General features: G+C 68.4%; 18 protein-coding genes and 1 pseudogene. 8 read left to right on the top strand and 11 right to left on the bottom strand.

The annotated features are described in order from the left end of the window. Positions 1-102 precede the first annotated feature (102 nt). From ACFYRH_RS28380 to ACFYRH_RS28370, 3 genes are all read left to right on the top strand, one after another. Complete coding sequence (locus ACFYRH_RS28380; RefSeq protein ID WP_387781741.1) at positions 103-933, top strand: PaaX family transcriptional regulator C-terminal domain-containing protein; 831 nt, start codon at positions 103-105, stop codon at positions 931-933. Positions 934-965: 32 nt separating this feature from the next. Further along, positions 966-1,757, top strand: a complete 792-nt coding sequence (locus ACFYRH_RS28375) for an enoyl-CoA hydratase/isomerase family protein (protein WP_387781739.1) — start codon at positions 966-968, stop codon at positions 1,755-1,757. Positions 1,758-1,836: 79 nt separating this feature from the next. Next, a complete protein-coding gene (locus ACFYRH_RS28370; protein ID WP_387781737.1) occupies positions 1,837-3,954 on the top strand; it encodes an alpha/beta hydrolase-fold protein in 2,118 nt (705 codons plus the stop codon). A 248-nt stretch (positions 3,955-4,202) separates the two neighbouring features. Here the strand turns inward: ACFYRH_RS28370 and ACFYRH_RS28365 are convergent, their stop codons facing one another. The 6 genes from ACFYRH_RS28365 to ACFYRH_RS28340 all read right to left on the bottom strand — a co-directional run bounded on the left by ACFYRH_RS28365 (position 4,203) and on the right by ACFYRH_RS28340 (position 9,342). Further along, a complete protein-coding gene (locus ACFYRH_RS28365; RefSeq protein WP_387781735.1) occupies positions 4,203-4,763 on the bottom strand; it encodes a DNA-3-methyladenine glycosylase I in 561 nt (186 codons plus the stop codon). Between the two features lie 74 nt (positions 4,764-4,837). Continuing rightward, positions 4,838-6,004 (bottom strand): DivIVA domain-containing protein, encoded by a 1,167-nt coding sequence (locus ACFYRH_RS28360; RefSeq protein ID WP_387782544.1) that lies wholly within the window; start codon positions 6,002-6,004, stop codon positions 4,838-4,840. A 55-nt stretch (positions 6,005-6,059) separates the two neighbouring features. Beyond that, entirely contained in the window at positions 6,060-6,917 is an 858-nt protein-coding gene (locus ACFYRH_RS28355) for a TIGR00730 family Rossman fold protein (RefSeq protein ID WP_387781733.1), read from the bottom strand. 37 nt (positions 6,918-6,954) lie between these two features. Then, the gene (dapE, locus tag ACFYRH_RS28350; RefSeq protein WP_387782542.1) at positions 6,955-8,022 is read right to left on the bottom strand and encodes a succinyl-diaminopimelate desuccinylase; all 1,068 of its coding nucleotides are present in this window, start codon (positions 8,020-8,022) and stop codon (positions 6,955-6,957) included. Then, complete coding sequence (locus tag ACFYRH_RS28345; RefSeq protein ID WP_387781731.1) at positions 8,019-8,705, bottom strand: VOC family protein; 687 nt, start codon at positions 8,703-8,705, stop codon at positions 8,019-8,021. The genes dapE and ACFYRH_RS28345 overlap by 4 nt, the downstream gene beginning before the upstream one ends. A 10-nt stretch (positions 8,706-8,715) precedes the next feature. Continuing rightward, positions 8,716-9,342: a CGNR zinc finger domain-containing protein gene (locus tag ACFYRH_RS28340; RefSeq protein WP_387781729.1), complete on the bottom strand. Its 627-nt coding sequence runs from the start codon at positions 9,340-9,342 to the stop codon at positions 8,716-8,718. Positions 9,343-9,405: 63 nt separating this feature from the next. On the opposite strand from ACFYRH_RS28340, the gene ACFYRH_RS28335 reads away from it, so the two are divergent. Both ACFYRH_RS28335 and ACFYRH_RS28330 read left to right on the top strand, forming a co-directional pair. Continuing rightward, positions 9,406-9,585 carry a pyridoxine 5'-phosphate oxidase C-terminal domain-containing protein gene (locus ACFYRH_RS28335; RefSeq protein WP_387781727.1) on the top strand — a complete coding sequence of 60 codons (180 nt, stop codon included), beginning with the start codon at positions 9,406-9,408 and terminating at the stop codon, positions 9,583-9,585. Then, a pseudogene (locus ACFYRH_RS28330) lies at positions 9,576-10,241 on the top strand (maleylpyruvate isomerase family mycothiol-dependent enzyme). Before ACFYRH_RS28335 ends, ACFYRH_RS28330 begins: the two are co-directional and overlap by 10 nt. A gap of 193 nt (positions 10,242-10,434) precedes the next feature. On the opposite strand, the gene ACFYRH_RS28325 reads toward ACFYRH_RS28330, so the two are convergent. From ACFYRH_RS28325 to ACFYRH_RS28305, 5 genes are all read right to left on the bottom strand, one after another. Further along, positions 10,435-12,477, bottom strand: coding sequence for a DUF4185 domain-containing protein (locus ACFYRH_RS28325; RefSeq protein WP_387781725.1), 2,043 nt, complete (start codon positions 12,475-12,477; stop codon positions 10,435-10,437). Continuing rightward, positions 12,474-13,508: a glycoside hydrolase family 172 protein gene (locus tag ACFYRH_RS28320; protein ID WP_387781723.1), complete on the bottom strand. Its 1,035-nt coding sequence runs from the start codon at positions 13,506-13,508 to the stop codon at positions 12,474-12,476. The genes ACFYRH_RS28325 and ACFYRH_RS28320 overlap by 4 nt, the downstream gene beginning before the upstream one ends. A gap of 13 nt (positions 13,509-13,521) precedes the next feature. Continuing rightward, positions 13,522-14,322 carry a carbohydrate ABC transporter permease gene (locus ACFYRH_RS28315; protein WP_387781721.1) on the bottom strand — a complete coding sequence of 267 codons (801 nt, stop codon included), beginning with the start codon at positions 14,320-14,322 and terminating at the stop codon, positions 13,522-13,524. Then, a complete protein-coding gene (locus ACFYRH_RS28310) occupies positions 14,309-15,196 on the bottom strand; it encodes a carbohydrate ABC transporter permease (RefSeq protein ID WP_387781719.1) in 888 nt (295 codons plus the stop codon). Before ACFYRH_RS28310 ends, ACFYRH_RS28315 begins: the two co-directional genes overlap by 14 nt. A 65-nt stretch (positions 15,197-15,261) precedes the next feature. After that, complete coding sequence (locus ACFYRH_RS28305) at positions 15,262-16,623, bottom strand: ABC transporter substrate-binding protein (protein ID WP_387781717.1); 1,362 nt, start codon at positions 16,621-16,623, stop codon at positions 15,262-15,264. 241 nt (positions 16,624-16,864) lie between these two features. Here ACFYRH_RS28305 and ACFYRH_RS28300 point away from each other — a divergent pair, with 241 nt between their 5' ends. From ACFYRH_RS28300 to ACFYRH_RS28290, 3 genes are all read left to right on the top strand, one after another. Beyond that, entirely contained in the window at positions 16,865-17,518 is a 654-nt protein-coding gene (locus tag ACFYRH_RS28300; protein WP_387781715.1) for an SIS domain-containing protein, read from the top strand. Between the two features lie 76 nt (positions 17,519-17,594). After that, positions 17,595-18,548, top strand: coding sequence for a ribokinase (locus tag ACFYRH_RS28295; RefSeq protein WP_387781713.1), 954 nt, complete (start codon positions 17,595-17,597; stop codon positions 18,546-18,548). Positions 18,549-18,617: 69 nt separating this feature from the next. Then, positions 18,618-19,616: a LacI family DNA-binding transcriptional regulator gene (locus ACFYRH_RS28290; RefSeq protein ID WP_387781711.1), complete on the top strand. Its 999-nt coding sequence runs from the start codon at positions 18,618-18,620 to the stop codon at positions 19,614-19,616. The last annotated feature ends 400 nt before the right edge of the window (positions 19,617-20,016 follow it).

Genomic DNA, 20,016 nt, shown 5'->3' with positions numbered 1-20,016 from the left:
CGTTGCGGTGATGCGCCGTCGGCGCGTATCGCAGTGTGTATCAGACCCCATTATTCCCGATCGCAGGCCAGAGCCGCGCACCATACGGCAGACTCAAGTCTTGTGCACGCCCGTTCAGCCCTCTTCGACCTCTACGGCGACCACCTGCGCGCGCGTGGCGCGCGGGCTCCGGTCGCGGCCCTGGTCCAGCTGCTGGCGCCGCTCGGCGTCCATCCGCCGGCGGTCCGGACCGCCGTGTCCCGGATGGTCCGGCAGGGCTGGCTGGAGCCTGTCCGGATCGAGGGGCAGCCCGGTTACGCGCTGACCTCCCGGGCGCGTCGCCGGCTCGACGACGCGGCCGCGCGGATCTACCGGACCGCCCCCGACGGGACCCCGATCGTGACCGGTTCCGAGGGACCCGGCGACTGGGACCGGCACTGGCACCTGGGCATTCTCCGCGAGGTCCCGAACGCCCGCCGCCGCGAACAACTGGCGAGTCAACTCTCCTTCCTGGGTTGGGCTCCGCTGTCCGACGGCGCCTGGGTGGGACTGCGCAACGACCTCGAGGTGGACCAGATTCTCGGCGTCGAGGGCATTGCCGCGGACCGGTTCCGCGCACCGATCGACGAGGGCGCTGTCGAGTTCGCCCGGCGGGTCTGGAAACTGGACGAACTGGGCGCGTCGTACGACGCCTGGCTGGTCGAGGCGAAGGCCCTGGTGGACGGCCCCGGCGGGGACGCCGGACCGGTCGGCAGCGACGAGCAAGCGTTCGCCGTACGGTCCGAGCTGGTGCACGAATGGCGCAAGTTCCTGTTCCGGGATCCGGGGTTGCCGCCCGAGCTGCTGCCCACCGATTGGGCCGGTGCGCGGGCCGCCGAATTCTTCGATTTCCACGCCGAACGATTGAGCCCCGCGGCCGGGCGTTTCGTCGACAACTGCCTGACACTGCACTGAAAATCTCACCGAACGTCAAGGAGCTGACCACGATGAGTGACTCCGTCACGTACGCCGTCGCCGACGGCGTCGCCACCATCACGCTGAACCGGCCGGACGCGATGAACGCACTCGACACGCCGACCAAGGTCCTGCTCCGCGACACCGTCCAGGCCGCCGCGGACGATCCGGCCGTCCGGGTCGTCGTCCTGACCGGGACCGGGCGGGCGTTCTGCGTCGGGCAGGACCTGAAGGAGCACATCGGGTTGCTCGAGGCCAACGACCAGGCCGCGCTCTGGAGCACCGTGCCGGACCACTACGCCCCGATCGCGCTGGCGCTCGCCGAGATGCCGAAGCCGGTGATCGCGGCGGTCAACGGCGTGGCGGCCGGCGCCGGCGCGTCGATGGCGTTCGCCTGCGACTTCCGGGTCGTCGCCGACACGGCCGGCTTCAACCTCGCCTTCACCGGCATCGCGCTGTCCTGCGACACCGGCATCTCCTGGACGCTGCCCCGGCTGATCGGTCACGCCAAGGCGCTCGAGTTGCTGTACTTCCCGCGCACGGTCCCCGCCGCCGAGGCGCTCGACCTCGGCCTCGCGAGTTCCGTCGTACCGGCTGCTGAGCTGAGCGGCACTGTCGCCGAGTTGGCCGGGAAGCTGGCGGCGGGGCCGACGGTCGCGTACGGCGCGGTGCGGCAGTCGCTCGCGTATTCGGCGAGCCATCCGCTGGCCGACGCGCTCGCGTTCGAGGCCGGGAAGATGCAGCTGACCGGCGGGACCGAGGACCACCGGAACGCGGTCGCGTCGTTCGTCGCGAAGCAGAAGCCCACGTTCACCGGGCGCTGACGCGCACCTTCGCCGTACCTCGGAACTCCTCGCGCGCAGGCTCTTGTAATCGTTTACGTAAGCGATTACAAACTGCCGTGTGAGGAAACTTCTGCTGCCTGTCCTGACCGCTGCCACGCTGGTCGGGAGTCTCGCCGTGCCCGGATCCAGTGCCGCACCGGCCGCCCCACCCGGGGTGATCAAGACCGCCGCCGCGCGGTCCGCGACCCTCGGCGAGGACATCAACTACAACGTCTACCTGCCGGCCGGGTACGACACGTCGGACCGGCGCTACCCGGTCCTCTACCTGCTGCACGGGCGCGGGGACTCGATGAGTGCCTGGACGCAGGTGAAGAGCCGCCTGGACGAGCTGATCGGGACCGGTGAGATCCCGCCGGCGATCGCGATCATGCCGGACGCGCCGTGGAGCAGCCGGGCGAGCTGGTACGTCGACTCGGCGTACCGGGGAGCCGTCCCGGGGCGGCCGGTGGAGACCGCGTTCTTCAAGGACCTCGTGCCGCAGGTCGACGCGACGTACCGGACGATCGCGGATCGCAGCGGGCGGGCGATCGCCGGGTACTCGATGGGTGGTGCGGGGGCGTTGCGGTACTCGCTCGCGCATCCGGATGTCTTCGGTGCGGCGATCGCGCTCAGCCCGGCGGTGTACTTCCCGTTGCCGCCGAGTGACTCGAGCACCCGGGAGTTCGGTGCCTTCGGCAAGGGAAACGATCCGTTCTCCGAGGCGGCGTACCTGAGGCTGAACTGGCCGGCGGCGCTGAAGTCGTTCGCCGCGACCGGGCTGCCGTCGCACCTGTACATCGCGGTCGGCGACGACGAGTACAAGAACCCGAAAGCGATCGACGCCACGCACGACCTCGACTTCGAGGCGCACGTGGTGTTCAACCAGGCGGCCCGGGTACCGACGCTGACGTCGGAGTTCCGGGTCGTCGACGGTGGGCACGACTGGGACGTCTGGGGGCCGACGTTCAGCGAGGGCGCGAAGTACGTCTTCCGGTACCTCGGGAAGCCGCCGGCGACGCCGATGCGGGCCGCGATCACCGGGACGGCCGGCGACGACCGGGCCGGCGGGACCGCTACCGATGCCTCAGGCAACGTTTATCAGGCGGTCGCGGCGGCCGGGGCCGTGGACGGGCAGCCGTACGCCGGGGCGACGGACGTCGCGCTGACCAAGTACGCGGCGGACGGCACACGGGAGTGGACGCGGTCGTTGGGAACGGGCGGGACCGAGCGCGCGTACGGCGTCGGCGTCGATGCCGACGGGCGCGTCGTGGTGACGGGTTATACGAACGGCGATCTGGACGGGTCGCATCCGGGGAACGCGACGGACGACGCGTTCGTCGCGCAGTACGACTCGGCCGGAAATCGACGGTGGGTGACGCAGTTCGGCGTACCAGGGGTGGCGGATCGGAGCTACTCGGTGGCTGTCGACGGGACGGACGTGTACGTCGGCGGCTATACGAAGGGCGCGTTGGGTGGTGCGAACCAGGGCGACAAGGACGTGTTCGTCGCGCGGCTCGACGCGGACGGGAAGCAGGTATGGCTGCGGCAGACCGGGAGCGCGGGCGAGGACAAGGGCATGGCGGTCGCGGTGTCCGGCGGTGCGGTGTACGTCGGCGGCATGACGGCCGGCGAACTCGGTACGTCGTCCGGCGGGATCGACGGATTCCTCGGGCGGTACACGTCCAGTGGTGATGCGGCGTGGACGAAGCAGTTCGGGACCGCAGCGTCCGACGAGGTCTGGGGTCTCGCGGCCGATCCGGCGGGCGGCGTCTATCTGACGGGCTACACCGCCGGCGACTTCGCGGGAACTCTCGCGGGTGACAAGGACTTCGTGGTCGCGAGGGCCGACGGGGACGGCGTACTGACGTGGCGGGACCAGTTCGGTACGACGGCCAACGACAAGGGTGCCGCGATCGCGGTGGACGCGTCCGGCACCGTTTACGTCGGTGGGTTCACGGACGGGTCGCTGGAGACACCCCTCGGCAGGTTCGACGGCGTACTGGCGAAGTACTCCCCCGATCACGTCCGCAGTTGGACGCGTCAGTTCGGTACGGCGGACGACGACGCGGCAGACGCTTACGCCGAAGCGAATCTGTATCTCACGGCCACCGCGTCGGGTGTCCAACTGAGTGGCCTGACCGGAACCGACGTCTTCCGGACGGCCTTCACCTCAGACGGCGTGAACGAGCTGCCGTAGTGTCCTGAGTCGGAGGTGCGCCGAAAGCGCCGTCGAACCTCCGACTCAGGCCACCAAAACGTTTTGGTGGGCTCCGCGGCTACGTTCCGGCCGGGCGAGTCACGGCCGGACAACCACCTGACAGCCGGGGAGCCCGCAAACACCTCATCACGTTCCGTGCCCGAAGCACAACTCGTTCAGCCGTTTGTGTTTTGTTGTCGCCGAAATACTTTTTGCATATGCACAAAGCGCCTGCACGTGCACGAGATTTACCGGGCTATACAGGTCTTCAAGTGGTCGTTCACGATGCCGGTGGCCTGCATCAACGCGTACGCCGTGGTGGGCCCGACGAACACGAAACCCTTCTTCTTCAACGCCTTGGACATCGCCACCGACTCCGGTGTCGTGGCCGGTACGTCGGCCGGCGTCCGCGGCGCCGCGTGCTTCGCCGGGCGGAACGACCACAGCAGCTCGGTGAACTCACCCTCGGCCAGCTCGAGCAGCGCGCGGGCGTTGGAGATCGTCGCGTTGATCTTCAGCCGGTTACGGACGATGCCCGGATCAGCCATCAAACGCTCGAAATCGCCCGTGCCGTACTTCGCGATCGTCTCCGGGTCGAACTGCGCGAAGGCGGCGCGGAAGTTCTCCCGTTTGCGCAGGATCGTGATCCAGGACAGACCGGACTGAAATCCCTCGAGCGTCATCCGCTCGAACAGCCCGAGGTCGTCACGGATCTCCTTGCCCCACTCGGTGTCGTGATACTCGACGTACTCCGGGGCCGAGGTCGCCCACCCGCACCGGGGCTGCCCGTCCGGACCGATCACCGTCATGCGCGAAGGTCCCAGTGTGTGATGCCCATGACGCCAGTCAACCGGACGCCACCGACAGAACCCGCGCGGGGGGATCAGCTGGGTCGCTGATAAGCCCCTGAGCCCTCTTGATCTGCCGGCGGCCAGAACTGCCACCCTTCGCCGTCCCCCGCAACCTCCCCATTCCGCTCCCGAGGCTGCGGTTGCGCCTGCTGTTGAGGTTGTGGCTGCGGCTCGGGTTCGGCCTGAGCTTGCTGTTGGTCGGCCTGCGACTGCTGTTCCGCGGCCGGCTGCTGCTGGGCCGGTTGCTGCTGCGGGGCCGGTTGCTGCTGCGGGGCCGGTTGTTGTTGCTCGGTCGGCTGCTGCTGTGCGGCGGGCTGCTCGTTGACTGGTGTCTGAGCTGTCCAGTGCTGAGCGGGCGCCTGGTCGGTCGCTTGATGGGGTGCCTGCTGCGGCGTTTGCTCGGTGGCCGGCTGCGGCGCTTGGTGGGGTGCTGGCTGCTGGGTTGGCTGGGGTGCTTGTTGGGGACGGGCGGGGGTACGGCGAGGCGCGACGGGCTGGGACTGGGCTTCCAGCACGGCTCGGGCCTCGGCCTGCAGCCGTTCGTACTCGTCCGCGGCGGCCTCCCGTGGCAGCTCGGCCGTACCCGGTTCGTCGTCGTCCACCCCATCGGCCTGCGCACCCTCGGCAGCCTGCGCACCTTCGGCAGTCTGTGAACCTTCGGCAGTCGGCGCCGGCTCTGGCGACTGAGCGGGGGCGTCCGAGGACTGTTCCTCGGACTGCTTCGGCTCGGGGTTCGCCTCGGTGGCGGCTGTAGGCTCCGCGGAGTCCTCGGGCGGCGTCGCGTCCGTGGACAGTTCAGGCTGGGTGACCGGGAAATCGCCGCCCACGAGGATCGGCTTCTGCGTCCCCGTGTCCTCGAAGTCGGCGGGGTCGTGGGTCGCCAGCGAGCTGAAGCCGGCGCCGTCGGGGGTGTCGACGATCGGGGCGACGGCGCGTTCGAGGTCGGCGATCCGGCGGTCGCGCTCGGCGACCTCCTTCGCGACCCGTTCGAGCAGCGTGTCGACCTCGTCCATCCGGTAGCCGCGGACCGCGACCCCGAACCGCGCCGACTCGATATCGGTCGACGTGAGCGCCTGCCGCGCCGGCACGGTCATGTCGGGCCGGTCGTCGTACGCCGTGTTCATGGCACCCCAACGACCCGAGGCCACCACTGCGACAGCCCCGATCAACAGCACCACGATCAGCCCGAAGAACCACATCACGGGACCGATCGTGCCATGCCGGGCGAGTCAACCGCACAAACACCCAGGATTTTCAGCTTCCGTCCGAGCCCAGGCGGTGTTCGCGGGCGGCGGGGTCGTTCTGTTCGTCGACCTCGCGGGCGGCGGCCTCAGCGGCTTCCTCGGCGGCGGCGTCCGCCAGTTCGCCGGCCTTCACGATGTAGCTGATCGCCTCGTCGACGTCGTCGGTGACCACGAACATGTCCAGGTCAGCGGCGGAGATCTTCCCGTCCTCGAGCATCGTCGAGCGCAGCCAGTCGACCAGCCCGCCCCAGTACGACGTACCGAACAGCACGACCGGGAACGAGGTGACCTTCCGGGTCTGCGCCAGCGTGAGCGCCTCGAACAGCTCGTCCAGCGTGCCGAACCCGCCCGGCATCACCACGAACCCCTGGGCGTACTTCACGAACATCGTCTTCCGGGTGAAGAAGTACCGGAAGTTCATCCCGATGTCGACCCACTCGTTCAGGCCGTTCTCGAAGGGCAGCTCGATGCCGAGCCCGACCGAGACCCCGCCGGCCTCGGACGCGCCCTTGTTCGCCGCCTCCATCACACCGGGTCCGCCGCCGGTGATCACGGCGTATCCGGCGTCGACCAGCTTCCGCCCGAACTCCTCGGCGGCCGCGTACATCGGGTCGTCCTGCTTGGTCCGCGCCGAGCCGAACACGCTGATCGCGGCGCCGAGCTCGGCCAGCATGCCGAACCCCTCGATGAACTCCGACTGGATCCGCAGCACCCGCCAGGGGTCGGTGTGCACCCAGTCCGACGGCCCGCGGCTGTCCAGCAGCCGCTGCTCGGAGGTGGAGTGCTGCACCTGCTTGCGGCGCATCACGATGGGCCCGCGCTGCTGCTGGCCCACCGGACGGTCGGGGTGGATCGATGGTTCTGACATGCCTCCAGGTTATGGCCTCGGCGGTAACCAGGCCCGGCTAGGCGCGGCTCGTCAACCAAGTCCTCAACCGCTGTTCACACAGCTCGATCTCGGCCTCCGGCACGAACTCGTCCTGTTTGTGGGCGTACAGCGGGTCTCCGGGCCCGTAGTTCACCGCCGGTACGCCGAGCAGCGTGAACCGTGCCACGTCCGTCCACCCGAACTTCGGCTGCGGCTCCCCACCCACCACCTGCAGGAACGCCGCCGCGGCCGGCCGCTCCAGCCCCGGCAGTCCCCCGGGGGCGGAGTCGGTGACAACGACGTCGTACCCCTCGAACACCTCGCGCAGGTGCGCCTCGGCCTCGGCCTCCGACCGGCTCGGTGCGAACCGGTAGTTGATCGTCACCGTGCACAGATCCGGTACGACGTTGCCCGCGACACCGCCCGTGATCGCGACCGCGTTCAGCCCCTCGCGGTACTCGAGCCCGTCGATCGGCACCCGGCGCGGCTCGTACGCCGCCAGCCGCGCGAGCACCTCGCCCGCGGCGTGGATCGCGTTCGACCCCATCCACGAGCGCGCGGAGTGCGCGCGCTCGCCGCGGGTGCTGACCTCGATCCGCATCGTGCCCTGGCAACCGGCCTCGACGACCGCGTTCGACGGCTCCATCACGACCGCGAACACGCCCTCGAGCAGCTCCGGGTTGGACCGGGTCAGCTTGAACAGCCCGTTCCGTTCGGCCTCGATCTCCTCGCAGTCGTAGAAGACGTAGGTGATGTCCCGGTTCGGCTCGTCGAGGGTCGCTGCGAGCCGGAGCGCGACCGCGACACCGCCCTTCATGTCGCAGGCGCCGAGCCCGTGGATCAGGCCGTCGGCGCGACGCGCCGGGAGGTTGCCGTTCAGCGGGACGGTGTCGAGGTGACCGGCGAGGACGACCCGCTCCGGGCGCCCGAGGTCGGTACGCGCGACCACCGTGTTGCCGTGCCGGAACACCTTGAGATGTGAGTACGCCGAAAGCGCCTTCTCCACCTTGTCGGCGAGCTTCTCCTCGGTACCGCTCACCGAGGACACGTTCACCAGCGCCTCGGTCAGGTCGGGTGCGGAGACGGTCAGGTCCAGCTTCATCAGGCTTCCTTCGCAGGTGGCAGGAACACGCAGAACTCGTTGCCTTCCGGATCGGCGCAGACGTGCCAGCCGATCTCGTCGTCCTTGGGCCGCAGCAGGGTCGCGCCAGCGTCGAGGACGGACTGCAGGTCGGTCGCGGTGACGTCCCAGTGCACCCGGTTCTTCACCGTCTTCGGCTCCGGCACCGGGACGAACACCCAGTACTTGAAGGGCAGACCGGGCACGTTCTCGATCCAGTAATACGGTCGGCCGGGGCGACTCGAGAAGTCGCCGCCGAGCACGCCCGCCCACCAGCGCGCCTGCGCCTCCGGATCGGCCGAGTCGACCACCAGCTCCATCAGCCGGTACGCCGGGACCGTCTCGCGTACGAATCCACAGAACTCGCCGCCCTCGGGCGACTCCAGCACGGTCCACCGCTGCTCGTCGGTCTCCGGGGACACGACCTTGGCGCCGGCCCGTTCGAGGTCCTGGACGGATCCGGTGACGAGGTCGAGATGCACGCGGTTCTTCACCGTCTTCGGCTCCGGGACCTTGCACATCCAGACGGTCTTCTCGGGTACGTCGCCGACCAGCACGTTCGGGTTGTCGGCGGGCGCGGTCAGCCCGATCGTCCGCCCCCAGAACGCAGCCATCTCACTGGGACAGCTCACGTCCACGCACAGATCCTTGAACCGCACGATGCTCATGGCCCACAGGCTATCCGGCGGTCCGTTTCCGGTAGTGCCGGTTCACGCGCTCGCGGTTCCCGCAGGACGGCGAACACCACTGCTGCCGCGGGTCCTCCTGCAGGAAGTACTTGACACATCGCGCCGCCGGGCAGGCCCGCAGCCGCCGGCGGTCCGGCCCGGTCAGGAAGTCGATCGCGGACCGCCCGACGGCGCCGGCCAGCAGCGCGATCGGATCCTCCGCCGGGGACGACCAGCGCGTGTACGGCTCGTCCGCCCAGTCGAGGTACGTCGTACCCAACTGATCCGCAGCCTGGTTCACCGCACGGAGCGCGTCCTGCAGGTCCATCAACCGGTCGGCATCCGCCTTGCTGGGCGCGCCGGGCGCCACGGCCCGCGCGAACAGCGCCCGTACAGCCCCGCGCATCCGCACCAGCTCCCGCCACGCCTCGTCCGCTGTGGGGAGGATCTCTTCCCGGAACGGGCGCAAGAACCTCCCCAGTTCGATCGGCAGCGGCGCGCCCAGGACATCGGCGAGCTGGGGCTCGTGCTCGCGGAGCCAGCCGTGTGCCTCGTCCGGCGTGCAGAGCAGGTCCGCGATTCCGCCGCGGCCGTCGTGCTTGATGGTCGCGGCCACGGCGAAGGCCAGCGTGGTCATCTGGCGATACTAATGGGATATCGGCTTGCTGGCATGTGAATGTATTGCCTAGGGTCTCGTACCGTGACCGACCTCCGCACGCGGCTGCGCGCCGCCACTCCCGATCTGGTCGCGCCGAACTGGACGCTGTACACGCTGCGCGCCGAGGAGGTCGAGTTCTGGCAGGCCGACCCGGACCGGCGGCACATGCGACTCCGCTACCGCTTGGAAGACGACTGGACGAAGGAGCTCCTGTGGCCCTGACCGGCGTACGTGCCGCCGCCGACCAACTGCTCGCGCTGACGGCAGACCTCGACGAACCCACCGCCCGCGGCGCGTCCGCCCTCCCCGGGTGGTCCCGCGGTCACGTGATCACGCACATCGCGTACTTCTCCGAGGCCATGACCCGTCAGGTCGAGGAAGCGCTCTAGGGCCGCCTGATCGAGGTGTACGACGGCGGCCGTCCCGCCCGGGACGCAGCGATCGAGGCCGGCTCCGACCGCCCCGCCGCGGAACTCAAAGCTCACCTCACCCAAGCCGTCACCACCTTGATGGCCTCGTGGGACAGGGTCAGCCCTACGGACTGGCCGCTCCCGATCCTGCACCGCAACAGCAACCTGGCCGCCGGCCTCAACGCCACCTGGCGAGAGCTCACCATCCACACCTCCGACCTGGACCTGGGCGTCACCCCAGCCACCTGGTCCACGTCGTTCTGCGAACACCTCCTGGAGTTCCTCCGCCCGCGCACCCCCGACGGCATCCACCTGGTACTCGACTCCCCCGACCTCACCTGGGACAACGGCACCGGCGACACCATCCGCCTCACCGGCGCCCTCCCCGACCTCACCGCCTGGTACGCCGGCCGCACACCCCCCGGTCCGATCACTGGCGACCAGCCCGAGCTACTCCCCTGGCCGTAACCCGGACTGCCACCACCCACCAACCTCGTCCCCCGGCGCCGAGTCACGCCTGACCCGCCCGCGAGATCCGGCGAATCGGACAGTTGGTGAGTGGTGGCGGTCCGCCAGGCCATCACCATCGCCTGTCCGGCCCCGGGTTGAGCGTGGGGCGCCGGGGCGGCGAGCAATGGTGATGGCCTGCAGATCCGCGTCCTCAGCCTCCGCTGACCGTGAAGTCGTCGACCTGGATCCAGGTGTCCTTGTTCGGGCCGGTGAAGCCCGCGTAGACGGTTAGTTCGTGGGTGTCGGCCGGGACCTTGACCGTGACCTCGTGGTGGACGTAGCCGGTGCCGGCGCCGAACGTGGTGCTGCCGAGGTCCTTCGTGCCGGCGCGGACACCGAAGCGGCCCTGGCCGGCCGGGAGGTTCGCCGACGCGTTGATCCACGAACCGAACGTGTACGTAGCGCCCGGCGTGACCGGCACGGTCTGGTACAGGTCGCTGAATCCCGTGCAGGTGCAGCGGATCCACCCGTTGTTGGCCCCGGAGTGCGCGAACCCGAGACCGCGGTCCACCCCGTTGGCCGCCGTACCTTCGAACTGCCACGCCGGCTTCCCGCCGCCAGTACCTTCGAAGCCACCATCGGCCAACTGCGACACGAAGCGCACACCCACTTCGGAAACAGTCGTGTACGAACGCGTCCCACCCGGCAGCCCGATCACCCGCACGCCGTCGGTCTCCTGCGTCGGGAAGGTGATCGTGTACGTCGTGTTCGCCCCGGCCGACGCATCACCCGGGTACGCCGGCGAAACCGTCTGCGACCCAACCTCGACCCACGAACCGTTCTGCTTCACCTGCACCCGCGGCCGCCCGGTGAAGTACCCGCCCTCGGCCGACACCGCGCCGGACGTGAACTCCACGTTGTTGACCTTGTGCTGAGCCGGCCACTCGTACCCCCACCACGACGTACCCTTCACCTCGTCGTCGAAGTCCGACTCACTGCCGGTGCGAGCCCCGTCGTTCATCAGCGCGAGACTGCCCGAGTTCGTCGACTTGGAGATCGCGACCGCGCCGGTCGCCGGCGCCGCGAGGTTCTCCGGCCCCGGCAGGTTCGCGGCCGGCGCCTCGGACGACGGTGTGATGACGAGCTTGCGGAGGTTGAAGTTGTAGACCGACGTACCGATCCCGCCACCGCCACACGGGCAGACGTTGGCCTGGATGTACATCGTCTTCCCGTCCGGCTGCACGAACTTGGACGGGATCGTCACGCCGTACCCGCCGTACTTCGACGTGGACCACGGGTACCCACCGAAGTCCTTGCTCAGGAAGTGTTTCCACGGACCCCACGGCGTCGGCGACTCGTAGAACTCGAAGGTGTACTCCGTCCACGACGTGTACACGTACCGCTTCTGCTGGGCCAAGTACGTCACGCCACCCTGACTGATCACACTCAGGTTGGAAGCGTTCGTCCCGTACGTCTGGGCGTAGAGCCGCCGCGTGTCAGTCAGCACCGGCTTCTTGTCCGAGACCTTCGCCGACCACCCCGATCCGGTGTAGAACTTCCACGCGCCACGGTCCTGCACCTTGTCCTTCGGTACCCGCGCCAGGAACACGCTCTGCGGATCGGCGACCGTGTCGTCGAACGAGTCCCGCCAGTTCCCGTCCAGCCCGTACGCGTACACGTACCCGTCCGGCGCCAGCGCCCCGCCCTTGCCGAAGTCCGCGAACCAGATCGTGGTGAACGTGTGATCCGAGAACATCGGCTTCTTCTTGTCCCACGTCCACGTCTTCCCGTGGTCCGCCGACTTCAGGATCGTCGCCGCCGGTACGTCGTTGAAGTCCAGCGCGAGGTCCTGCACAGCCAGGTACAACGTGTCGCCGACGCACACCATCCCGGTCGGCTTCCGGTTGTACCCGGCACCGCTCCAGACCGACCCGACCTGGTCGCCCTTCGAGATCGTTGCCCCGGACAAGTTTCCGGGCGTGCCGTTGATCTCGCTGACCGCGATGTCGGCGAAGTCGCCGGACGTGGAGAATCCCTTGCCGTCGCCGTTCGCGGCGTACAGCTTGTCGTTGCCGGCCCAGCAGGACGGCCACAGGTCGCCGTCGCTCGGGCTGGGGGTGCCCTTCGACTCCACCTGGGCGGTCCCGACCGGTGCCGACGCGACCGCAGGTGGCGGGGATACGTGCGGTTGGGTGAGGAGCGCCGCCGATCCGAAGACCAGCGGGAGGACGGCAAGTAAGGCCCCACGCTTCATGAGCGCTGTCCCTTCAAGGTCTGGTACCAGTACGCGACCGACGACCAGTCGTCGCTGCGCTTGTTGGCGTGTCCGTGCTCGATGGTCACGCGGATGGAGCGGAAGAACGTGATCGGGTCCTCGATGTGGAAGCGGTACAGCGAGATCTCGCCGCTCCAGTTCTCCCCGCCGGGCAAGGTGATCCCGTGGTACGGCGCGGAGTACGCCTCGCTCGGGCACCACGCGGTGTTGAAGTAGTCCTCGGTCCCGGTGCCGTGCAGCGACGGCGGGAACGGTTCGCCGTCGATGAAGATCATGTCGTCGCCCTCGCCGTACCAGTTCCACTCCGCCGAGTCGCGCAGGTTCCGGATGCTCACCACGCAGCCGACATAGTGCCCCTTGCCCTCGGTGTCGAGGACGACGTAGTTCCCGTCGCCGGTGAGGTTCGTGCCTTCCACCTGGTACTGCCGCAGCGTCTCGTTCCCCTGCGGTACGCCGTCCGTCGGGTGCTGCCGGTGGTACGACGCATGGAAGTACCCGAGCCCGTCCTGCGCACCGTCGAACAGCTCGTAGTCGACGTAGTAGTAGAAGAACACCGGAGCGCTCGACAGCTCCGAGATGATCTCAACTCGAGCGCGGGACGCGAACGGCATGTGGAACCAGCAGTTGAAGCCCTTCCCGTCCTGGGGGCTCATCTGCAGTGGTGCGCTGACGAAGTTCACGGTCTTCCCGTGTCCGACGCCGAAGAAGTCTCCGAGCGGCACGAGCACGCTGGGCTGCGCGGAGTCCTCCCACGTGATGCGGAGGATCAGCTTGCGCAGGTAGTCACCGTCGACCTCGTCCGGCCCCCACGCGCTGTCGCGCGCGACGGTGCACCAGATGTGGTTGATCGACCCCGGTCCCTCGATGTCCGCCAGTACGGCGGTCTCACCCGGGCGGATCGTCAGTCGGTCGTCGTTGCCACCGCTGCGGTCCCAGCTGGACGCCCGGCGGCGTTTCGAGTCCCGGAGCCTGGGCAGATCGCGCAGGCTGCTGCCATAGTCGCCGTACATAGAAGCCTTTCGACTACTTGAGTCCGGTCGTCTTCATCGCGTCGACCAGGCGCTTCTGGCCCGCGACGAACACGACGACCGTGGGGATGGCCGCGATCACGGCGGCCGCGAGAATGAGGTTCCACGCGGAGGCGTACTGCCCCTGCATCCCGGAGACGCCGAGCTGGATCACTCGTAGGTCGGGGTTCCGGGTGATGGTCAACGGCCAGAGGAACGCGTTCCAGTTGGCCAGGAAGAACAGCACCGACAGCGAGGCGAGCACCGGACGGCTGAGCGGCAGGATGACACTCCAGTACCGCCGCCAGTAACCGCACCCGTCGAGGTCGGCCGCCTCTTCCAGCTCGCGCGGGATGTTCAGGTAGTACTGCCGGAGCAGGAAGATCCCGAACGCATGAAAGATGCTGGGCACGATCAGTCCGGCGTAACTGTCCAGCAGACCTAGTTGCTTTGCCACGAGAAACAGTGGAACCAGTATCACCGGCAGCGACACGAGCAGCGTCGACATGATGCCGGAGAAGATGATGCCGCGGCCCGGGAACCGCAACCGGGCCAGTGCATACGCCGCCATCGAGTGGAAGAACAGTGCGATCACAGTGACCGTCACGGACACGATCGCCGAGTTCAGCATGAACCGCGGCATCGGGATCTTCAGCAACACGTACTGCAGGTTGTCCAGCGTCCACGTGCTCGGCCAGCCGAAGTTGAACACGTCCTCAGCCGGCTTCAGCGCACTGATCAGGATCCACAGCAACGGCGCGACCGCGATGATCGCGAGTACATGGGCGAGAATCGGCAGAACTCTAATCCTCGTCAAAGCGACCTCCTCGGGTGAAGCCGAACATCAGGCCGGTGCAGATGACGAGGATCGCCACCACCACGGTGGTCAGCGCGGCGGCATACCCCATGTTGTTGAAGGTGAAGGCCTGTTCGTAGATGTAGAGGACGACCGTGCTGGTCGCGCGGGCCGGGCCGCCCTTGGTGAGGACGAAGACCAGGTCGAACGCCTGCAGACCGGTGACCGCGCCGATCGTCGAGTTCACCACGACGAAGAAGCTGGTCGGCCGGAGCAGCGGCCAGATCACGTACCGGAACCGTTGCCAAGGGCCCGCACCGTCGATGGCGGCGGCGTCCTCGAGTTCCTTCGGCACGTCTTTCAGGCCGGCCAGGAACACCAGCATCTGATAGCCCATCAGGAACCAGACGCTGATCACCACGTACGTGCCGAGCGCGAGGGACGGCGTACCGAGGAAGGAGACATCGCCGAGGCCGAACGGGGCGAGCAGTTTGGACAACGCGCCGCGCTTGTCGACCAGCAGGAACTGCCAGATCAGGCCGACCACGACCAGGCTGACCACGTTCGGCAGGAAGAACGCCGAACGGACCCAGCCGATGCCCTTGAAGTGGTTGCGGACCAGCATCGCCAGCGCGAAGCTCACCACGAACGCGATCGGCACGAACGTGACGACGTACGTCGCGGTGACCTTCAGCGAGGCCCAGAGCTGGTCGTCGCCGGCCATCAGTTTGTAGTTGGCCAGGCCGACGTACTGGTAGTTGCCGAAGCCGTCGACCTTGAAGAACGCGACACCGAAGGCGAGCACCATCGGGATCGCGACGAAGATCAGCAGGCCGAGGGTGTCCGGAGCGAGAAAGGCGTACGCCGCCAGCGCCTCGCGCCGTTTCCTCGTCATCCCCGCCTTCGGCTTCGCCGCGGGCCTGGCCCGCCGGGTGGACGGAGGGGCTGTCGTGGTCACCATCAGCTGATCGGCGCGCCCTGGTAGGTCTTCAGGAACGTGTCGATCTTCTGCGCGGCGTCGGCAGCCGCCTTGGCCGGGTCGGCCGCGTTCAGCTGGCAGGCCTGGATCGCGTCCGCGATCGGCTGGTAGACCTCCGGTGGGAACCGCGGCTCGGGCTTGCCGGTCGGGGCGATCTCGCTGACGAACTTCTTCAGCGCACCCTCGCTGAACGCACCCTTCGCGTCCGCGGCCGTCTGTACCGACTTACGCGGCGGCACGTTGGTCTTCACCACGGTGTTCCACTGCCGCTGCCGCTCGACACCGGCCTCGTCGGTCGAACCGAGCGCCCAGGCGATGAACTTCGCCGCGGCCTCCGGGTTCGCGCCCTTCGAGTTCGCGACGAACGCCCAGCCGCCGAGGTCCGTGGCCGCCTTACCGCCGTCCGGGGTGGGTAGCGGGATGATGCCGTACTTGAAGTTCTTCGCCTTGGCGCGCAGGTCGGCGACGGCCCAGATACCGCTCTGCTGCATCGCGGCCGCACCGGACCCCAGGTTCGACACCACGTCGCCGCCGCCGTCGCCGAGGGCCTTGCGCGGCGCGACCTTGGTCTTGATCGTGTCGCCCCAGAACTTCAGCGCCTGAACGGCGGCCGGTGAGTCGAACGCGGACTTGCCGTCCTTGATCGCATTACCGTCGCCCTGCCAGAGGAACGGGTACCAGGTGAAGTTCTGGTAGTAGCCCGGGGTGGTCTCGAACATCACGCCGTACCGATCCTTGCCGGTCAGCTTCTGCGCGACCGCGAGGGTCTGGTCCCAGGTCTTGGGCAGGTCGGCCTCGGACAGGCCGGCCTTCTCGAACGCGGCCTCGCTGTAGTACATCGCGAGCGGCTCGATCTCCATCGGCAGGCCGTAGACCTTGCCGTCGACGCTGCGGGCCTCGAGCAGGCCGGGCAGGTAGTCCTTCTTGGACTCGTCGGACAACGCCGACCCGAGGTCCTGCAGGACGCCGCCGTTGTAGTACCGGAGGAAGTCACCGGGGCTGATCAGGAAGATGTCCGGTCCCTGCCCCGACTGGAACGCGGTCTGCAGAGTGGTCCCGTTCAGGTAGTCCTTGCCGGGGATGTAGCGCAGCTTGACCTTGACGTCGTTGAACTTGTTCCACTCCGCGACGGTGTCGACGAACCACTTGCTTTGCGGTCCTTGGTCGTCGGACGGTCCGTAGAAGTTCCAGAACGACATCTCCTTGGCGTTGCCGCCGGAGGAGTTGCCGCCACAGGCGGACAGCAGCGGCACGCCCGCGGCGGACGCCGCCAGCGCGCCGATCCCGCCCCGCAGGACGGAGCGGCGGCTGAGCTGCCTGGCAGGGGAAGGTGTTGCGGCCATCAGGTGCTCCAGGGGTCTCTCGAACGGCCGAGCCGTGGGCTTCGAGGGGCAATCGATTTCTCGCAATCTACGAGCGACGGCCTGGCCGGTCAAGGGCCGAGTTGCCGCCGATCTGGTCAATTCCGGAGATTCACCCGGCAGGCAAGGGTTTCGACCTGGATGCAGGCGTTGACACCACCCGACCCCGCTGCCTAATCTGCGGAAATCGATTTCTGAGATGAGAGGCGCTGGGATGCCAGTTGTGCCGAACCGTGCGTCCGCCCACCGCACGGCCGACGAGCTGTCCAGAGACCTGGTGGCACGGGGACTGCAGGCGGCGCGGGACGCCATCGAGACCGAGGCCGCGGCCGTGTCGGCGCTCGCCGACCGACTCGACGGGGTATTCCTGGAGGTACTGACCGCGGTCGCCCGGTGCGAAGGTCACCTCGTGGTGACCGGCCTCGGGAAGTCCGGTCTGGTCGGCCGGAAGATCGCCGCCACGCTGGCGAGCACCGGTACGCCGGCCACGTTCATCCACTCCGGTGACGCGTTGCACGGCGACTCCGGTGCGGTGACGTCACGCGACATCGTGCTCGCCTTGTCTGCCTCGGGCGAGACGGCCGAGGTCTGCGCGTTCGCACAGATGCTGCGCGACCGCGAGATCCCCCTGATCGCGATGACCGGTCGCGAGGAGTCGACGCTGGCGCGACTGGCGACGTACACGCTGGACACGATGGTGCTGCGCGAGGCGGATCCGTTGAATCTGGCCCCCACCGCGTCGACGACCGCTTCGCTGGCGATGGGGGACGCGCTCGCGTGCGCACTCGTCGTACTGCGGGAGTTCAGTCATCACGACTTCGCGCGCTTCCACCCATCCGGTGCCTTGGGCAAGCGTCTCGCGGAGGAGCAGTCATGAGCGAACGGAGTGAGCTCATCATCCAATACAGCGCGCTTGGTGCCTCATCGGCGCCCGGAGCGAAACGAGGACGTCGATGAGCGGGTACGACGTGTGCGTGCTCGGCTCGTTCATGAAGGATCTCGTCGCGTCAGCGGAGCGGCGGCCGTTGCCGGGTGAGACGCTGCACGGCACCGGGTTCGCGGAGTTCCTCGGTGGCAAGGGTGTGAACCAGGCGATCGCGGCGTCCCGGATGGGTGCGCGGACCGCGATCGTCGGGACCATCGGCGAGGACCGGTACGGCGAGGAGTTCCTCGAACTGTTGTCGTCGAACGGCGTCGACACCTCGTGGGTCGTTCGGCACCCCTCGCTGGGAACCGGCGTCGGGCTGCCGCTGGTCCTGCCCGACGGCGGCAACTCGATCATCATCGTGTCCCGCGCGAACGCCGCGATCACGACCGCGGACATCGAGGCCGCGAGTGAGGTGCTGGCCGCGAGCAAGGTGCTGAGCGTCCAGCTCGAACTCCCGGTCGAGGCGAGCCAGACCGCGCTGCGGCTCGCCGCCGCCGCGGGCGTCACAACGATCCTCACCCCGGCCCCGGTCGGACCGGTCGATCCCGCGCTGGCGGCGTACGTCGACATCCTGGTACCGAACGAGGTCGAGGCCGCGGCGCTCACCGGCCTGAACTGCGACGACGAGACGCAGGTGCCGATGATCGCGCGGAAGCTCGCCGAGGACTGGGACCTCCGGGCCTGCGTCGTGACGCTCGGGGCCCGCGGCGCGTTCGTCCTGGACCGCGTCGGCGGCTTCGAGGAACGCGTCGCGCCACACCAGGTCGGCACCGTCGACACCGTCGGCGCCGGCGACGCGTTCTGCGGTTCACTGGCCGCTTCGCTCGCCGACGGGGCCGGCCTGGTGGACGCCGTACGACTGGCGAACGCCGCCGGCGCCCTGTCCACCACCGTCAACGGCGCCGCGGACTCCGCCCCGGACCGCGCCGCCGCGATCGCACTCCTGGAGGACGTACCGCTCGGTTCGCGACCGACATGAGATCCTTTGGCTCGGATCGGAGTTAGAGTGCGATCCAGACGACCATCGGATCTCCAGCGGGGAGCGGGTATGACGACGATCTACGACGTCGCGCGTAGGTCGGGGGTGTCGCCGGCCACGGTGTCACGGGTGCTGAGCGGACGGCGGAACGTCGACCCGGAGCTGTCCGAGAAGGTCCGCGCCGCGGTCGCCGAGCTCGGGTACCGGCCGAACGGAGTCGCCCGGAACCTGCGGAAGTCATCGACGAACCTGTGGGCGGTCGTCATCTCGGACATCGAGAACCCGTTCTTCACCTCACTGGTCCGCGGTCTCGAGGACGTCGCCCAGACCGAGGGGTACCACGTCGTCCTCTGCAACTCCGACGAGGACTCCGCGAAGGAAGCGGCGTACGCGTCGGCCGTACTGACCGACCAGATGGCCGGCGTCGTGATCTCGCCGACGTCGACCGCCGAGGGCGTGCACCTGCTCGCGGACGCGAAGATCCCGATGGTGATGATCGACCGCCGCGTCGAGGGCGTCGAGGCGGACACCGTGCTCGTCGACAACGAGCACGGGGCTTTCGAAGGCGTGAAACACCTGATCGACGGCGGGTACCGACGGATCGCGTGCATCACCGGCCCGCGCAAGGTGTCGACCGCGATGGACCGACTTGGTGGCTACCGTTCCGCGCTGCGCGCCGGTGGGATCCGGTACGACAAGGACCTGGTCCGGCACGCCGACTTCCGCGAAGCCGGCGGGTACGCCGCGATGGAGAGCCTCCTGGAACTCGCGGACCCGCCCGAGGCGCTGTTCGCCACCAACAACCTGATGACCGTCGGTGCCTTGGAGTGCCTGGCGAAGAAGGGTCTCCGCGCGCCGGACGACATCGCGATCGTCGGCTTCGACGACATCCCGTGGGCGGATCTGGTGATCCCGAGCCTGACCACGGTCGCGCAGCCGACGTACGAACTGGGCCGCACCGCCGGCCTCCTCCTGAAAGACCGCACCGCCTCCCCCGGCCGCCCCCCATCCACCGTCACCCTCCGCACCGAGCTACACATCCGAGCAACCTCAGCCCCGAAAAAGTAAACCGCACACCGCTCCGCGGCGACTCAGCTCTTCTCACCTCCAGCAGGCCCGGATCGTGCATCCGAGGACCCCACCCGGCGACTCAGCTCTTCTCACCTCCAGCGGGCGCCGATCGTGCATCCGAGAACCCCGCCCCGCGTCGACGACCTGCCCGGAACGCCGCACCACCCACGGACCACCCGCCGGCCACCTCGCGACGCAGGTGAAACGAACACCGCTGCGCGGCGACTCAGCTCTTCTCACCTCCAGCGGGCGCGGATCGTGCATCCGAGGACCCCACCCGGCGTCGACGACCTGCCCGGACCGCCGCACCACCCACGGACCACCCGCCGGCCACCTCGCGACGCAGGTGAAACGAACACCGCTGCGCGGCGACTCAGCTCTTCTCACCTCCAGCGGT

Origin of the sequence: Kribbella sp. NPDC004875 (genome assembly GCF_042873375.1) — a bacterium.
Classification (GTDB): domain Bacteria; phylum Actinomycetota; class Actinomycetes; order Propionibacteriales; family Kribbellaceae; genus Kribbella.
This window is presented reverse-complemented; position numbering and strand designations above follow the sequence as displayed.

Bases quoted from the DNA above. Each gene is read 5' to 3' on its own strand.
- ACFYRH_RS28375 (WP_387781739.1), top strand. From the start codon at position 966: ATGAGTGACTCCGTCACGTACGCCGTCGCCGACGGCGTCGCCACCATC.
- ACFYRH_RS28365 (WP_387781735.1), bottom strand. From the start codon at position 4,763: ATGACGGTGATCGGTCCGGACGGGCAGCCCCGGTGCGGGTGGGCGACC.
- ACFYRH_RS28360 (WP_387782544.1), bottom strand. From the start codon at position 6,004: ATGTGGTTCTTCGGGCTGATCGTGGTGCTGTTGATCGGGGCTGTCGCA.
- ACFYRH_RS28355 (WP_387781733.1), bottom strand. From the start codon at position 6,917: ATGTCAGAACCATCGATCCACCCCGACCGTCCGGTGGGCCAGCAGCAG.
- ACFYRH_RS28345 (WP_387781731.1), bottom strand. From the start codon at position 8,705: ATGAGCATCGTGCGGTTCAAGGATCTGTGCGTGGACGTGAGCTGTCCC.
- ACFYRH_RS28340 (WP_387781729.1), bottom strand. From the start codon at position 9,342: ATGACCACGCTGGCCTTCGCCGTGGCCGCGACCATCAAGCACGACGGC.
- ACFYRH_RS28325 (WP_387781725.1), bottom strand. From the start codon at position 12,477: ATGAAGCGTGGGGCCTTACTTGCCGTCCTCCCGCTGGTCTTCGGATCG.
- ACFYRH_RS28320 (WP_387781723.1), bottom strand. From the start codon at position 13,508: ATGTACGGCGACTATGGCAGCAGCCTGCGCGATCTGCCCAGGCTCCGG.
- ACFYRH_RS28310 (WP_387781719.1), bottom strand. From the start codon at position 15,196: ATGACGAGGAAACGGCGCGAGGCGCTGGCGGCGTACGCCTTTCTCGCT.
- ACFYRH_RS28305 (WP_387781717.1), bottom strand. From the start codon at position 16,623: ATGGCCGCAACACCTTCCCCTGCCAGGCAGCTCAGCCGCCGCTCCGTC.
- ACFYRH_RS28295 (WP_387781713.1), top strand. From the start codon at position 17,595: ATGAGCGGGTACGACGTGTGCGTGCTCGGCTCGTTCATGAAGGATCTC.
- ACFYRH_RS28290 (WP_387781711.1), top strand. From the start codon at position 18,618: ATGACGACGATCTACGACGTCGCGCGTAGGTCGGGGGTGTCGCCGGCC.